The sequence below is a fragment of the uncultured Kordia sp. genome (assembly GCF_947489565.1).
In the GTDB taxonomy this organism is placed as follows: Bacteria; Bacteroidota; Bacteroidia; order Flavobacteriales; family Flavobacteriaceae; genus Kordia.
The window spans coordinates 16,430-33,533 of the sequence record NZ_CANLEA010000031.1 but is presented as its reverse complement, the minus strand read 5'-3'; the positions used below and the strand labels follow the sequence as shown (position 1 = coordinate 33,533).

Sequence of the window (17,104 nt, the reverse complement as noted above, 5' to 3'; positions counted from 1 at the left end):
TTAGTGATTTACAACTAGTTTAGCTTTTACTGGAGGCAATTGTACTTCTAGTAAAAGAGAATCCTTGTTACCGTTATACGTTTTTATGATTTGATTTCCATTTCTGGTCAATCCTTTAAACACACCTTGATCTACTAGATTCCAAAGTGCATATTTTGCTTTTCCATCGATGGTAAATAGTCCGAAATGATTTTCAGATCCTCCAGGATTTCGTGCATCTTTCCATATTTCATCAAACGCTTCAAAATAGAAACAAGACATTCCTGCTTTTTCTGTCCATTCACGCATATGCTTGTAATAGATAGCTTCTTTGTATTCGTCTGTTGCTTTGCTTCCCGTATCACCATAGTGTCCATTAGAATAGGAAGCCCATCCAGTTTCACCAATATGGATTGGTTTGTTTACTCCCAAACTTTTCATGTAGTTGTGCACACTATCGTATTGAGAAATGGCATATTCTTTTGCTTTTAGCATGGCATAGTCTATTTTTTCAAGACTTGAGCGTTTTCCATCATCTATGGTTCCCCAAAATATTGGGTGATAATGTGTATCATGCATTGGATAGGTATGCATTGAAATGTAATCAACAGCTTTGATCAGTTTGTTTAAATCTTCTACATGATAGATTGTATCGCCTCCGCCCCAAGAGGCAAAGTTGTCTGAACTTGTAATCCACAAGTCTTTGTCAAGCTTTCCTTCTTGCTTAAGATTTTGCAGATGATTCACCCATTTTAAGATGACACCAGGTTGCACATAGTAACTTGCAGCCCATTTGACCATGGCTTCATTACCAACAGCAATTATTTTAATGATATCTGGATATTGATTCGCCAATGCGACAGCTCTTTCGATTTCGTCCTTGTTTTTTTCACTTTCCTGATTGTGATCGGGAGTTTGCTCTGTCCAAGCATTTTTACAATCAATCCACGCTCCTAACATTACATACATCTCAAAATTTGTACTTTCGTTTTTCAGTTCCCTGATTGCTTTTAAAAGGTTAGCTGCGTGTGGTAGTTGTACATTATATGTACGTAAAACTCGGATGCCCATCGCATGGAGAATCTTCATATCATCTTTGAGCTCTGCTATGGTAGGTTGTACATCGCGTGTTTTGGTGCGATATCCACCATAAGAGATAGCTACATAGTTTTTATTTCCTAATATATCTTTAGCGGTCACTTGTTTCTGTGTTGATGGTTCTGATGACGTTTTCTTTTTCTGCGTCTTTTCACAAGACACTATTAAGAGCGTTATCAATATGTATTTAGATATGTGCTTTAATGTTCTCATGACTGTCAAATATTTTTTACTTTAAATGATCTTTTTTGATGTGTACATTAATTTGAGTTACAGCTCCAGCTCTATCAAATACTTTTTGACTTGTAGCTTCGTCTAAACTTAAGCTGTTGAATGATTGCACACTTCCATCACCAAGATGAACTTCTAATGCATACTGATCTGCAATAGTGTATACAATTGGCACTTGACAATACGTAAAACATAAAGATCCTTTTGCTACAGAAAGTTCTGTTGTTCCTGAATTGATGCTTATATAGTTGAATGTTTTGTCTTCTAATAAGAATTCATCTTTACGCAACATACATGGATCAAAGAATAGTTTTCCTTCGTTTACAAATACTCCTAGTTCGCCAAAACGACTTAAGATATCTTCTTTTACTTGTCCTGTCATTCCAGGTTGTTGTGCTCCTTTTCCAGCTGGCGTATGTGAATACGGATCTGTTGGGAAAGCTCCATATAAGGATGGTGATTTATGCACTCCAATTCCTTCGTTGATTTCGTAATAGTGTTCTAATAATCTACCAACGATTTCATCACTTTCTTTATCGCGAATTGCTTTTAAACAGCATTCTAATACGGCTAATTGCAGTTTAGATACCATGTGCCAGTAGATTGAACCTAATCCTTCATATCCGTAGAAGGTTCCGGAACGACCTGTAAAGGCTTTGTGGTTGAATACTTCTTCAAAGATTTCTAATACATAAGAAGCATCTTCTTCGGCAAGTTCTTGATATGGTGTTTCACTTAGTTCTTCTAAGGCAGCACTTAAGTCACCTGCATTTTTAAAGTTTCCATTAAAGTGATATTCACCGTTTACATCACGTGTTATGATACTAGCATCAGCATCATTCAATAGTTTGTTTAGCAATGCTGATTTTATAACCGCTTGCTTTGGTATTGTGTTACGCTCAATAAATCCTTTGAGTTCTTTATTTGGATAGAGTAAGTAACTATACTGATCTGGTCGGAATAGTTTGCTAGATTTTAATCCATCTAATACCGCTAATGCTTCTTTTGATGAGATATATCCTGAACTTAATACTGCAACTTGACCTTCTAGCATTTCGTTTAGATACGAAATAGAGACTTCATCATTGTTTTCAACCGTCATTAAGTTGTATGCGTGATATAGATTGTCTTCTCGCTTGTTAGCTTCAATAGCATGTTCTAAGTATGTTAAACTCGTAGTGACAAAAGATTGAATTTCATCAATAGTAATGCTAGACTTACGACCTGTGAATGCATGATCATAAATTTGCTCTCTATATATGCTTCCTGCTTTTCCTAAACCATCTAAAACCGTTTTACGATCTTGATCGTTAATTTTACCTGATAAGATGTGTTGGTTTTCAGTAAGTGTTACCGCTACTTTGCGGAAGAAGTCTACTAGTTCTTTTGAGATTTCTACTTTATCCGTAGTCGATTTGTCAAAAACAGTTTCAAAGAATTTAAGGAAACGACGTAGGTAACATAATGTGACCATAGACACTCCATTTCCTACCAATGCATTGTTTGCATCGTTCCATTCTGGACGTTGTGTATTCATCCAAATTCCTCCTTCTGGAATGAAGTTAGAAATTTTTGCCAGTGTTGTAGCTAATATTTTTTCGATGAAGTTTACTTTAACGATGAATCTGTTTTCATCACGAAGTAAAGCACCATCTGCTCCTAATTCTTCACGTTGATCGTTAATTTTATGATCGGATGCTTCATCAAATTCGATCGTATCTTTTGGATTCTTTAGTAAGTCCTGATATTGCTTAATTCTGTAAGGAACATTCGCATATACAAATAAGTCTTTATCAAAAAAACTTTCCAGTCTTCCTGGTTTGTGATTTTCTATAATTTCTAAAAACTTTTGTAAGTATATGATTTGGTGATCGCCCCAATATCCAATGTACGACCAAGGATCATCTGGTTCAATGGTTTCCCAATCAAAGCCGCCTTTGGTTACACGATACGGATTGTATCCATCGAAAGTTGTTGCATTTAAGAACTTGTGAATCATACTTTCGATAAATTCTGGATATGAATGTGCTAGCGCTTCCCAGTTTTGGAAAATATCGCGCCAGTTTCCTTCATAATCTAATATTTTAGAACCATCTACTTCACTTCGCGTGTTGATAGAGAATTTGTTCCAAGGACGACTTGGATCTCCGTGACGACGACTGAATTTTAATGGCATGTATTCCAAACATAAGCGTCTGAAGTTTTTATCAGTGCTTTCGTAAGCAATCTTTTGTATTTGTGCTAATGAGAATTCTGCTGGTAAAGCATCAATAACATTTTCTGAAGTTCTTGCTACTTTTTTATTGGCTTTTGCCAGATAGTTTTTAAAGTCCCATTTTTCTATTTGATAGTTGTTGTCAAAAATTCCACCACGCATGATATTGAAAAGCGTATTAGAGAAATGACGTGTATCTCTGAATTTATCGGCTGTTAATTGCATACTATCTGAAGCTGCATTTAATGCTAATAAATCTTTTGTTCCTTGATCAATAGAATCTTGAATCTTTTCAGCTAAATCTGATTCATTTTTGATACGATTTGATAAGGCTGCAATATCATTATGATCTTGATTTACATTCGTAACTGTCATCCAATGTTTACTTTCAGCTGCTTGCAAATGCACTTCTGTATTGATGAAGTATGCACCTTTTTCTGCTTTTACATCTATTTCTTGTTGAATTGGATGACGTTTACGATATGCTTTTAATTGTAACGACGACAATAAGTATTGTGCGTTTTCTATGCCTAATGACCAAACTATGTTTGCTTTTAAAGCTTCGCTAGGTTCTGCTTTATCTACAATAATTGCGCTTAACGCAAAGATTCCCAAACCAGTACTTTCTTCAAGTTCTGTTCGTTTGTAAGCATCTACCAGATTACTACTTGCATTTTGCAAATCTGAACCAACTCCGTATGGCAAAATGTTTTGAATTCCATCCAATACATTTATCTGTATAGCTTCTTGGGCGTTATTGATGAGATTCGATTTTTTTACAAATCCGAATTCATCGCTAGAATTCCATTGGTAACGAAACGTAAGTTCTAAATCGTGGTTGATTTCTTCGAACATTACTTTGTTTCCGTAATTGTTTTTATACAAATTACGTGTTACATGGTACATGCCTTCAAAACGTTCTGAGAACGGTTCCCATAAATGGTTTTTACTATTTTTTGTGACTTGAAAAATAGATTTGCTTCCAGTTATTTCAGCAGATTCTGTGATTTTATCATCTGTGTAATATGGAAATAACGAAAATTCAGCGTTTTTACGTCCTGCGGTTAATCCGCCATTACTAGATATGAACATCCAATGGTCGGAATCACTTACGATACTCATAAAAAATGGTCGAATGGTATCGCTATTAGAAATTTTGTAAAAACGTTCGTTGTCTATGTGTACTGTTTCTATTTGAGACATATTTGATAGAATATCTTGATCTAAGCTTGCTTCTTTAATCATTATTGGTCATTATTTTCACTTCTCAGGGAAGTAGGGGAATTTTATTGTGTTTCGTTTGATTGTTTATTCTTGAGTGATATCATCAAAATAGTAAACATCACCATCGCAAGGTGCGTTTCTATCAAAATAGATAATCATACTTTTAAAAGTTCCGGCATTGACACCTGTAAAATCAAAACTAAGTTCTTGCCACTGTCCTACTTGTGTGATTGTTGCAATTCTTTCTTGGAAAGGATTTACGTTTGGAAAAGGCATAAACTCTAGTCTTAATGTAACATCTGTCACTTGCGTTTGTGCTAAAACTTTCATTTTAAAAGTTTTGTTCGTAATTGTTGAAAAATCTAATGCTGTAGCCAATTCAACACCTACTCCAGACCAAGTTTGGCAACCAATGGTCTTGTCATAGATTTGTACAAAGCAACTGCTGTTTACATTGTCTAATACTGGATTTGCTACAATAGCACCGCCGATATCTCCAAAGGCATCAAAACCTGTATCATCACTTAGAAAATTCCAGTTTAAATCACCATTTGCAGGATCTGTGTTTTCTTCGGTTTCGTCAATACATCCATCAATCGTGAATGTTTCTTGAAATGTACTAGACTCACCATTGTCATTAAATGCTGTTAACACCACTGTATAGGTTCCATTAGAATATCGATTTACAGGATTACTTAATGAAGACGTTGTTCCATCACCAAGATCCCATGAATACGAAGTAGCATTACTGGAAACATTGATAAATGAAATTGTTTTAGAATCTATTTCTGTTATAAATTTGGCTTCTAAACCTATTAGTGTGACTCCACTTTCATTGTCATCTTCACATGAAGTAAACATTGCCAATGACAATACTACCAAAGAAAGTAGGCTTATTTTATATTTTAAAAATTTCATGTCTTTGTATTTTTTAGTTATAAACTCTTATGTAGTCAACAAGCATTCTTTGTGGGAACGTAGTATTTGCATCTGGGCTACCAGGCAAGTTTCCTCCAACAGCTACATTCAAAATGATATAGAATGCATTATCAAATACCCATGTTCCTGCACCATTCGTTTCTTCTGCAATTGTTTCTGGTGTAATGCTTTGATACAAAACATCGTCTACATAATAATTAATTCGTCCTGGGCTCCATTCGATCCCAAACACATGAAAGTCTGTATCAAACCGATCATTAGTGAGTTGATATTCTTTTGAGATTGATTCTGCTCCAGAGAAATTAGGTCCGTGAACACTTCCTAAAACAACTGTAGGTTGATCTCCTAAATATTCCATCACGTCAATTTCTCCGCATGCTGGCCAAGGGTTTTGACTACAATCATTTCCTAATAACCAGAAAGCTGGCCATAAACCTTTTCCTTGAGGCAGACGAATTCGCGCTTCAAAACGACCGTATTGTTGCTCAAATAATCCTTGTGTTTTTATTCTTGCAGAAGTATATCCTCCTGCGGTATTTTCTCTAGCAGTAATTACTAAAAGTCCGTTTTGAACTTCTACATTTTCAGAATTGCTGGTATATATTTGAAGTTCATTGTTTCCCCAACCGGCTGGTAAGCCTTGTTGTGTTCCGTCACCTAAGTCATACGTCCATAAGCTTGGGTCTGGTGCTCCATCAATATCAAACTCGTCAGACATTACTAAGTTGCTTAGCGTAGCCACAGTTTGAGTCTCATCTGCTTCACAACTAACAAAAACAACACTCGAGATGATTGTTAATGCTAGCATACTATTTTTTATGATTTTTTTCATTTATCTTATTTTATAAATTCTTAATAGAAATATATGTTGTCGACTAAGAATGAAGCTCCATTCGAAGAAACAAAAACAATGTAACCGATATTAGCTAGGTTAGGATTCCCTGCTCCACCACCACCTGTAGGCAATGTAAAAGCACTTAAAGGGATATCGATACCAACCCACTGACCTTCCATCAATTGGCTACTTACGTTAAATCCACCTGCAGTTCCGTCGCCGAAACCATTGTCGGTATCGTCTGGACCAAAATCGATGAGTTCCATCACAAGTGCTGAGCCAGCTCCGCTTGTTAATTGGATGTCTACGTGAACCATTGTTTCACCTGTGACATTTACCGTTCCATCCCATCCAATTCCAATGAAGTCAATTCCTTCATAGTTTACATGGCTGTTACCTTCAAAAGTTTGTACTGAAATACTTTGTGTATTTGAGCCTGCAAAGACTCCTGGATTGAATCCAGTAACACTAGGATAAGATTCACTGTATATAGAAATCACATCTGCTTGTGCTTGGGTTGGATCTGGTGCATTTACAAAAGAACCTGTAGAATTTAATGTCAAAGATCCATTCGCTGTTGCATTTCCTATGCTTCCTGTAATTGTAGCTGTACCCGCTCCAATTAAATTTACATCACCAGTAGCACTTACCGTAGCTACAGAATTGTCAGATGACGTAAAATCAAAATAAGCTCTTGATGCTTCTACAGATATATTTTGACCGTTACCCAAGTTAAACGTAGCTCCTAAACCATCGATTGTTTGTGTATATCCAGTAAAGTTGTCTATTTCTACATCTTGTCCGTTTAGAATAAAAGGATATAGTAAATTTGTAGTTCCAAGGTTTTCAAATTTTAATTCATCTAGCCAAAATGTGTAGCCAATATTGTCACTAAAAGAGTTTGCATCGGCTGGATTGTCATTTCCTAAAGCATCGAAAGATCCTGCAGAAAATAAGAACATTCCTCTTTCTTGAACTAATCTTGAAGGATCAGGAATTGGAATGACATACTTTCTCCATCCGCTTGATAATTGAATTGCTGTTGAAACTGGATATGTATCTGTTAAGAAATCGGTTCCAAAACCAACTTGAATAGTTCCAGTTAGTGAACCTTTTGCCCAAAAAGTTAAAGCATCGTATCCTGTAAGATCTCTACCTTCTCCACGGTCTCTAAAAATTCCACCTATAAAATTACCATCTGGGTCATTTGGAGCTGGCACATCAATACGTATAGAGGATGATCCTGCATACGCTTCATTTTCATCTGTTCCAAAACCTTCAGTATTTGCACCAACAGCGGGATCAAACGAGATGAAAAATTCATCTGTTAAACTCACAGGAGCATCAATAAATATATCTGGTGTATTTGGGAATGTCGCTTCTATAGCTTCATCCGATATATCTCTTTCACAGCTTACCGTTAAGGCTATTGCAAAACCAGCAAGTAGTGTGTTTTTTAAATATGTTAATACTTTCATTTTTATAGCTGATTTATTATTTTCCGATATTGATATGTATGTATGTTCTTATTTCCCATTCTGTTCCATTGTCAAATCCTACTGGACTTAATACTGGTGTGTTTGAGAATTGACCTGCTGTAGCGTTTGGCGAGTATCTTGGCGAAAACTCGTCTAATGAACGCCATGTTCCGCGAATTCCGATTCTTGTACTCGGTAACACGAACCAATCTGGTTTTCCTAATGATGTAGAGATATCTAACATTAACTGTGTTGGATATGTTAGGTTGAAATCTCTATGGTAATCAAATGGTCCCCAATCATTAAGTTTTACATGTGTTTCTACTTTGATGTTGTTGTAAATCATTCGAACATCTCCACCAAATCGTTTGATCAGTCTGTTATTATCACCATTTGCTTGTGCATTTCCGTAGTAGAAGTTTCCAATGATTCCTAATTCCGGTGATACTTTAGATACCATACGTGAGTTGATTTCCCATAAATCTTCCGCTGGTACTGTATTTGGGAATGCAAAGAATGTACGATTTGCGTTGAATCCGATATGTGCATCTTGTTGTGTTGGTAAGTGACGGAATACAAATCCTAAGTTGGCTGCAAATTTTGCATCTTCTGCTCTGTCATTGTTCCACTCGTACATCCAAGTTCCTGGAGTAGGATCGTATGTGAATAAGATTTCACCCGCAGTCATTTCACGGTTTCCTCCTCGTACAGCAAATGGATCGTCAATTACATTACGTAATCTTCCTGGCGCTTGTACATCTGTTGGCATAGCGTCTACTAATGGTTTTTGATACATGAAGTTTGGAGCTATTTGAAAGTCTCCCATTGTATATGTAAAACCAGATAAGAAGTTAGACATGTTTCCGCTACCAGAGTCTCTTAATCTCCATCCGGTAAAAGTTTGTGTTTGATCGGCTCCACCATTGGCAACTAATCCCATTACACTACCTTGTGCGTACCAGTTGAATCGTCCGCCTTCATATGTAATTTTTGCTTTTGCTCCCCAATTGTCGCTAGATTTAATTTTGTCTTCAACGACTGTATAGTTTCCAGAAGTTCCTCTAACATCTTGGTATACACTACCATTTAGAGGATTTCCTCCCCAGATTCCTCCAACTTGTAATCCAATTTTACCAAAGTCTTTCTCAATTGCTAGAGTTGCTCTTTCTATTGGCCATGCTGGAATTACACCACTTCGGACTTGATTGGCATCTAATACACGACGTCCAGTCTGATCAAATTCAAGATCTGTTTGCAAGTCTCTGTGATAAATACCTGTAACATCCCAACCTTTGATATTTTTTGTATACTTGAATAACATTGTTGGATTTGCTCCCCACCAAAGTTGTGGACCAAATGCAGCTTTTGCACCTGCTAATGCTCCTTTACCATCAACTTCAATTCCTAAAATTTCACCTCCGTAGATATCTAAGTTAGGACCGTAGTTTGCTTCTGGATATAACCCGAAGATATCTCCTTCATATCCCCAGTGATAGTGTCCTGTACGGTAAAATCCTCGTACATCCGCATTTTTTGTTTTCCATTCAAATTCAGCATTGTATACTCGTACTCTGTTGAAATCAGCAACTTCTACATCAATATCGTTTCCTCCATCAACACCAACAATTGTGATAGGTCTTCCTGCATTTTCATAGAAAATTTCGTTGATTGGATTTTCTGCAACATTTCCTAGAATATTGAAGTTTACATTGGCTCTCATGTTTGGAGCAGGATTTCCTTCAATTCCTACGTAATACGATTGCATGTGATCAAAACCTAATTGATTTGGGAATACATTTTCATTCGGGTTTTCTGTGTCTGGCGTAGTAATTAAACTTCCACCTGTATTGAATGTTGTGAATTCGGCTCTTAATTGGCTTATGCGTATTTTTTGGTTACTTCCGCCACCCATAGCAGCTTTGTCTCCTCTTGCTCTTAGGACAGCATCCATAATTTGAATGTTGTCTATATGATTTTCTACGAAGTCTTTAGATATTCCTTTATCGTAAGGATTAACTTGGTGAACTTCTTTTAATGCGTAGTATGCGGCACGAGGATATAACGTGTATAAACCTCTTGCATTTGTGGGACCTTTGGCACAGATACCAAACCACTCTTCGTTCATGTTATTGTCTCCTTCTTTTGCTTGGTCTCTAGAGTATCCTCCATTTGGCCAAGAAGCATTGTTGTCATGAACGTCTAAATTTTTTGTTTGAAGATATTTCCACCAACCATCAGAGAATTGGAATGTAAATCCTCCTAATGAGTTTTGAGCTCCACCAACACCTGCGGCATTTGCGTAGATTTCTTTCCAGTTTCCAACCATGTAGTATGCTTGTGAATATTGATCTTCTTCGTTATCTCTTGCGTTGAAAGCATCTGAACCAAACTCTGCAAAAAGAATTGGCATGTCTAGTTCATTTTTTACTCTTGTAAATGCATCTCCAAAAGAAACGCCTCGATACATGTTTGTACCATATATATCAACGTCTGTACATTCTTGCTTTACCAAGTCAGCATATAACATATCTCCGTTACAAATTGCCACTGGATGCGATGTATCAATTTTCTTTACTTCTAATGAAGCATCGTTGAAAGCTTTGTATAATGCACGTGCTGCTTTTATTTTGTTTGAATCAATTCCTTCAATTGGAATTGCTTCTGTTTCTGCTCCTGTCCACGATAAATGATAGTTGTTTTCGTTTCCTATCATATATAATAGTAGTCCTGGCGTATTTTTGTAAGTATTGGCCATATCAATGGCTTCCTTCATCAATACTTCTCTAGTTGCAGGATCAGCGTAATCCGTTTGTGGAGTCCAAGCTCCGTTTATGGTAAGTCCATAGGCTCCAAAAGTAATGTTGAGCATTGTGTAAATACCGTAGTTTTCGTAGATATACTTAATCCACTTTGGTTTTAGGTTATAGGTCCTAATTGCATTTACACCCATGTTTTTTAGCAATGACATTTCTGCGTCAAGTGCTGACATAATAACATCGTCTGATCTATTCCAAATTCCTGGATCGGTAATTGTGGAACCAATTGGCACATAATCCCAGTTCATACCATTGATCATAAAATCTTTTCCGTTAACTACCAATTTCATTCCTTGATCTGTTTTCTTGACAGTAACATTGTCAGCTTGAGAAAACATAGATGTTGTTAAAAAAATCAGTGCTAAGGTTAGAAAGGTTTTTTTCATCTGTTTGTTTTTAGTTTGTTAATTTGGTCAGATGGAATTCGCGAAGGATCTTTATATTAAGGTAGGTTAGATCGTTTCAGCTAATTACATTGTCTATTTAAATTCTTGATGGTTTATTTCGAGCCTAGACTCTACTTATTTTATCTGTTACTAAAACTATATATTATTATTGCGAAATCTTAAATATGAACCACAACAAAAAACATACATCTCAATAAAACCGTACTAAAATTGCGTTATTGTCAATTTAATCCCTCTGATTTTGCAGGATTGATAATGATTTTAAAGTTTACTTTTTTTTTAATTAAAACAGCGCAAACACTTGATTTTCACTATATGTTGTAGTAATGTTGTAGTGCTTGTATAGTCTTTTGTATATGCTTTTTATAGGTTTATAGACTTTTTCACTGTTTTGTGCCATTTTTGATATGTAAAACGATATCGATGTCGTTTTGAATTATTCGTATTTTGCTACTCTATTTTTTGCTTATTTGATGATTTAGTATCACCTTTTTGAGAAAATGTACCAGTCCGCTTTTCAAGCTTAAGTTTTGTACATTTTGCATTTTTTTCTTGCTCTGTTTGTTCTTTCCGAATTCGAAAAGAACAAACATTAAGCAAGCTTGGTTGTTATAGCTGTATCCAAGTAAATTTTAATTATTGATACACTCGTACATAATCAATCTCCATTGAATCTTGAGTGAATGCTGGATCAATTTCTCCTCCTAAAGTTCCACCCATAGCGACATTTAAGATTAGGAAGAAGTCTGCATTGAATGGTAGTGTAACATCATTACTAACTGTATGGTATACAAAATCGTCTACTAAGAAAGTAATTGTTGTATCTGTCCATTCAACCGTATAGTTATGAAATTCTGTCGTAGATGTTGGCAATGCTGTTGTTGCTCCATCTCCAGCTCCTGGCGAAACTCCCGGATGGTGTACCGTTCCTAAGACTGTATTTTTGTCTTGTCCTTTTTGTTCCATGATGTCAATTTCTCCACAGGTTGGCCATCCAACCGTATCAAAATTGGCTCCGAGCATCCAAATAGCTGGCCAAGTTCCTTGTGAAGCAGGCAATTTAGCACGAACTTCTACTCTACCATATGTAAATTCATAAAGGTTTTCCGATTTTAAACGTGCTGATGTGTAGTTTCCTCCAGCTTCTTTTACGGCTGTTATTTTTAACATTCCATCTTCTATAATGACATTACTAGCATCGTTGGTATAGGTTTGTTCTTCTCCATTTCCCCATCCGCCATCACCGAGGTCATAGGTCCAATTGGCTGCATCTGGCGCACCATTTACATCAAAATTATCTTCCCAAACTAAGTTGTTATACTGAGTTTGAAAGTTGCTTCCTGTTGATGGTTCTGCAGAAGTAATGATAAACCACCAATCAAACTCACCGTTTCCATCAGTTGTTCTTAGTATTAATTCATTTGGTACAGAGCGATCAAAAATTTCATAATTATGTGATCCTCCAGTATAGTATCCAATGAATCCATTTCCTGTAAGGTTGATTGTTTCTACACCACTTGGCGCAATAAGTACCCAACTTTCTTGGAAATCATCGTATGGTAAGTTTTCAACATCTGCTCCGTTGATTTCTCCACCTGAACTTCCTAATTCATCTATTAAATTTACACGTCCAAATACAGTTCCTGCAGGGTCCGTTCCTGCATCATCATTGGTATTATTCGTAATGAAAGTAAAAGTTCCATCAGCATTGAAAATATATCTGTCATCGTACATTCCAACAGTAGCTTTTTCATCTGGTTGTGCACCGTACCATTCTGTTGGCACAGTTCCTCCTACAGGTCCTAAACCAAAGTGTCCTTGTTGTTCTGATTTGATTCTCCATGTTCTAGAACCATCTCCCACTAATTTTTCTAATAATTCTGCTGGAGGCGCATACGTAGCCAATACATCTACGGTAATTGTAGTAGTTGTTGAGATTCCTCCCGTACCATATGCAATTACGGTTACTGTATACGTGTTTACTCCTAAATTGGAAAATATAAACGACGCTGTTCCTGTAGCAGCAGTTTGCTGATTGGATTCATATATAAATCTATACGTAATAGCATCATTGGCCGTAGCTGCAAAGTTTACAACACCGCTTCCGTCTCCGTTTGGATTGCTTGCATCTTGCCCAACTATAGTTGCTGTGACTTGCAAGTTACTTGGTGTGACTAAATCGCCCACTGTAGGATCATCATCTTGACAGCTAACCGTGAGCAGCAAGATACCTAAAAGCGATGCGAATATGTTTTTAAGTTTTTTCATCTTTTTCTGTATTAATTTTTGATTAGCTTGAATGTCCAGAATACGCCACCACCAGCTTCTATTTCAACTGTGATGGTATTGTCATCAATAAATGTGACATTATATGTAATGGAACTTGGTGCATCTCCAGGACTTGAAAGTTCTCCTGAATTGTTTGCTTTCGGAATTCCTAAGTAAGATCCTGTTCCGTTAAGTGTTACTGTTCCTGCTCCTTCATCATACGTAAATGTTGCAGGTGTATTTCCATCATGCGGTGCAATTGGCGCTCCACAAGCATCTCCACTTCCACTTTGCCAGCCTTCTATCCATGTATCAGTTCCTAATACATTACTGAATGAACCATCGTTTCCAAATACATATTCGTCATCGTAGAAACATGCTCTTTCTGCAACTTGTGCATCACTGATTGCAAACCATTCTCCTGAACCTGGTGATGGTCCAACTGCTAATGATCCTGCTTCTGGAGCAACACTCCATGAACCTGCCAATGGTGAAGTAGGAACATCGCCATCTCTTACCAGTTTGAATGTCCAGAATACGCCGCCTCCAGCTTCAATTTGTACAGTCATATTATTGACATCATCAAGTGTAACATTATATGTTATTGAACTTGGCGCATCTCCAGGGTTTGAAAGTTCTCCTGTATTGGTTGCTTTTGGTAACGCTATATACGCTCCTGTTCCATTTATGGTTACTGTTCCTGCTCCTTCATCATACGAATACGTTGCTGCTGCAGATCCGTCATGTGGTGCAATTGGCGCTCCACAAGCATCTCCACTTCCACTTTGCCATCCTTCGATCCAAGTGTCAGCTCCTAATACATTACTAAAAGAACCATCATTTCCAAATACATAAGTATCATCATAATAACATGCTCTTTCTGCAACTTGTGCATCACTGATTGAGAACCATTCTCCTGAACCTGGTGATGGCCCCACAGCTAACGATCCTGCTACTGGAGCTACTTTCCATGTTCCTGCAATGGTTGGTGCCGTTGAAGCTTCTTTGTAGAAATAAATATTGTCAATGAACACCGTTCCTGCTGCCCATGGAGTTCCTACAAATTTTAATTGAAAGATTTCATTTACAGATAATCCTTGATCTACATATTCCGAGATTGGAATTTCTATAGTTGTCCATGAATCTGCCGTTAGTGAGCGTGTTACAGGTGCTTCAGATGAACCTGCTGGATTGTTGATTAGCGAAACTTCTAAATCCGTTACGACATCAGCAGTCCAAACATCTAAGTGTAAATATTCCATTCCTGAAACATCTACCGTTGTTCCATCTGCCAAAGCAATTCCTTGATAACTTAGATTGATGTATTGAAGCATTTGATCTCCGTTTAAGTCGAACATTGCCCAACTACTACCTTGACCTCCTTGTCCCCAATCTGGGAAATAGTTAGTGTCTGGTACATCATTATATGCACTACTGAAGATAGAGATTACATCACCATCTGCTCTTGCAGGTTGTGCTGGTGCAGACGTAAGTGGTTGTACAATTGCTGTTACTTCAAAATCTTCTGTATATGTGGTCGTTTCAATTGCGCCACCCATAGCAACTACAGTAATTGTATATGTTCCTGGATCATCATAGATATGTGAAATGGTTTCTCCAATATTTCCTGAGACAGCGTCGCTTCCATCACCAAAATCAATTTGATTGGTCATTGCAAAATCTGCTGTAGCAGTTACATTTACCTGTTTTGATATACCTGGATCATTTTCAATAGTCACCGCTAAGTTTTGTGGTGCTAAGAATGAAACAACGATTTGCTGCGTTAATGAAGTTGTTTTTCCGTTTAACGATTTAGCCGTTAGCGTAACATCATAACTTCCTTCTGCATACGTATGTTCTACATAGCTTCCTGGTAAAATTTCAGCAGCTACATCAGAGCCATCTCCATAATCAAGACTGTAGGTTGTAACTCCTTCTCCAAGCGGAGTAATTTTCACTAAACCAGTGTTGTCTTGTGTAATTTCTGTAAGTAAGGATAAGTTTGTAGGAGCGCTTGCCGTTTCTACAAAATCCAAATTTTCGTCATCTTCACAACTGATAACGATCAGTGCGACTAGACATAAACTGAATACATATTTTATTATTTTCATCTTGTATTGTTTTCTTTTTTCTAGCGTTTAATATCCTGCATTTTGTGACCAACGATTTCCTGCCAATTCAATTTCGATTCTTGGAATTGGAAATATTTCGTTTTTCCCTGATGTAAATCCTGGAATAGTGCTTGTTTGTCCTGTTCTAACTTGATCGAAGAAACGATGTCCTTCTCCCGCTAGTTCTCTTCTTCTTTCTGCTAATACATTTTCTAATGTTGCAGGTATTCTGTTATTGGTATCTCCAAAAGCTCTGTCGCGAATAGCATCTAAGAATGTTTGCGGATTTGCCACTGGTGCTGGTGCCAATAGATTTGCTTCGGCAGCCATTAACAATACATCTGCATAACGAATAGCTCTGTAGTTGTTGCTTCGGTTGATATTTGCATCTTGAATTACATTGTCATTTGCATATGGAATGTATTTTAGATTGAAATATCCTGTATGTTCTGAACCAAGTGTAAAAGTTACGTCTGGTCGTGATACTACAAAAGCATCAATGTCTAAGACTGTTGCTGCCAAACGTGTATCTCCAGCTTGGTATAAGTCTACAACATCTTGTACTGGTACATTGAAGCTAAACCCGGATGCATACGGACTAAAGTTTCCGCCTTGAAAACGCGGTCCCATAAATCCTACGGCTACATTTCCTTCAACACATTGGAAACAACCGAAACTTGCTCCTTCTTGCGTACCAGAATATTGAATTTCGAATACTGCTTCAGAATTGTTTTCGTTATTGTTTAAGAAGATTGTATTGAAATCCTGCACCAACTGATATTGCCCAGAGTTGATAACTTCATTGAAAGCTTCTGCTGCAAGCGTATATTTTTCTTGGTATAAGTATATTTTTCCAAGCAATGCCCAAGCTGCTCCTTTAGTGGCTCTACCATTTTGAGTTTGTGTCCAAGGTAAATTTGGAATGACATTCATTAAGTCAACTTCCAAACGTGCATATACATCTGCTTTTGGCATTCTTTCAATAGACTGTGTTTCATCTATCGTGATTCTTCTGTCCGTATACATTGGCACATCTCCAAAGAATTTTACCAATTCAAAATAAAAGTACGAACGTAAGAATAGGTTTTCTGCTAAGATCTGATCTTTTCCGTCAAAGCTTATATTGTCTTGAAATTCTACAATATAGTTTGCTCTACTTATTCCTGCATACATCCATTGAAACACATTACGCAACGCGCCATTGTCTGGTGTATGAATCATGTCATCGATTTGTTGCCAATCCAATACATCTGTTGGGTTTTCTCCTCCACAGAGACTGTTATCAGAGGCAATTTCGCCTAAAATATTATTCAAATACGTAGTAGACAATAAGTCATACACACCAATAAGTGCATCTTGATAATTGTCTGGCGTATTGAAAAAGTTTTCTGAATTTTCTTGCCCTGGAGGCAATATTTCTAAGTAATCATCACAAGATTGTATGCTCATAATGATCAGCAGTGTACATGCTATTTTTGTTATCTTATTATACATAGTGATGTG

9 protein-coding genes are annotated in these 17,104 nt (G+C 37.0%); all 9 read right to left on the bottom strand.

Translation table 11 applies throughout. The annotated features are described in order from the left end of the window. The 9 genes from Q0845_RS25975 to Q0845_RS25935 all read right to left on the bottom strand — a co-directional run bounded on the left by Q0845_RS25975 (position 1) and on the right by Q0845_RS25935 (position 17,095). Entirely contained in the window at positions 1-1,290 is a 1,290-nt protein-coding gene (locus Q0845_RS25975) for a glycosyl hydrolase family 17 protein (protein ID WP_298520413.1), read from the bottom strand. 16 nt (positions 1,291-1,306) lie between these two features. Then, positions 1,307-4,768: a hypothetical protein gene (locus tag Q0845_RS25970; RefSeq protein WP_298520410.1), complete on the bottom strand. Its 3,462-nt coding sequence runs from the start codon at positions 4,766-4,768 to the stop codon at positions 1,307-1,309. Between the two features lie 63 nt (positions 4,769-4,831). Further along, entirely contained in the window at positions 4,832-5,665 is an 834-nt protein-coding gene (locus Q0845_RS25965) for a PKD domain-containing protein (RefSeq protein ID WP_298520407.1), read from the bottom strand. Between the two features lie 13 nt (positions 5,666-5,678). After that, positions 5,679-6,518, bottom strand: a complete 840-nt coding sequence (locus Q0845_RS25960; protein ID WP_298520404.1) for a glycoside hydrolase family 16 protein — start codon at positions 6,516-6,518, stop codon at positions 5,679-5,681. A gap of 20 nt (positions 6,519-6,538) precedes the next feature. Next, entirely contained in the window at positions 6,539-7,999 is a 1,461-nt protein-coding gene (locus Q0845_RS25955) for an Ig-like domain-containing protein (RefSeq protein WP_298520402.1), read from the bottom strand. A gap of 16 nt (positions 8,000-8,015) precedes the next feature. After that, positions 8,016-11,201 carry a glycoside hydrolase family 2 TIM barrel-domain containing protein gene (locus Q0845_RS25950; RefSeq protein ID WP_298520400.1) on the bottom strand — a complete coding sequence of 1,062 codons (3,186 nt, stop codon included), beginning with the start codon at positions 11,199-11,201 and terminating at the stop codon, positions 8,016-8,018. Positions 11,202-11,858: 657 nt separating this feature from the next. Then, a complete protein-coding gene (locus Q0845_RS25945; RefSeq protein WP_298520397.1) occupies positions 11,859-13,490 on the bottom strand; it encodes a glycoside hydrolase family 16 protein in 1,632 nt (543 codons plus the stop codon). 11 nt (positions 13,491-13,501) lie between these two features. Next, positions 13,502-15,601 carry a PKD domain-containing protein gene (locus tag Q0845_RS25940; RefSeq protein ID WP_298520394.1) on the bottom strand — a complete coding sequence of 700 codons (2,100 nt, stop codon included), beginning with the start codon at positions 15,599-15,601 and terminating at the stop codon, positions 13,502-13,504. 27 nt (positions 15,602-15,628) lie between these two features. After that, a complete protein-coding gene (locus Q0845_RS25935) occupies positions 15,629-17,095 on the bottom strand; it encodes a RagB/SusD family nutrient uptake outer membrane protein (protein ID WP_298520391.1) in 1,467 nt (488 codons plus the stop codon). Positions 17,096-17,104: the final 9 nt, after the last annotated feature.

Coding starts and splice junctions, on each gene's coding strand:
- Q0845_RS25945 (WP_298520397.1), bottom strand. CDS start 13,490: ATGAAAAAACTTAAAAACATATTCGCATCGCTTTTAGGTATCTTGCTG.
- Q0845_RS25955 (WP_298520402.1), bottom strand. CDS start 7,999: ATGAAAGTATTAACATATTTAAAAAACACACTACTTGCTGGTTTTGCA.
- Q0845_RS25950 (WP_298520400.1), bottom strand. CDS start 11,201: ATGAAAAAAACCTTTCTAACCTTAGCACTGATTTTTTTAACAACATCT.
- Q0845_RS25965 (WP_298520407.1), bottom strand. CDS start 5,665: ATGAAATTTTTAAAATATAAAATAAGCCTACTTTCTTTGGTAGTATTG.
- Q0845_RS25975 (WP_298520413.1), bottom strand. CDS start 1,290: ATGAGAACATTAAAGCACATATCTAAATACATATTGATAACGCTCTTA.
- Q0845_RS25940 (WP_298520394.1), bottom strand. CDS start 15,601: ATGAAAATAATAAAATATGTATTCAGTTTATGTCTAGTCGCACTGATC.
- Q0845_RS25960 (WP_298520404.1), bottom strand. CDS start 6,518: ATGAAAAAAATCATAAAAAATAGTATGCTAGCATTAACAATCATCTCG.
- Q0845_RS25935 (WP_298520391.1), bottom strand. CDS start 17,095: ATGTATAATAAGATAACAAAAATAGCATGTACACTGCTGATCATTATG.
- Q0845_RS25970 (WP_298520410.1), bottom strand. CDS start 4,768: ATGATTAAAGAAGCAAGCTTAGATCAAGATATTCTATCAAATATGTCT.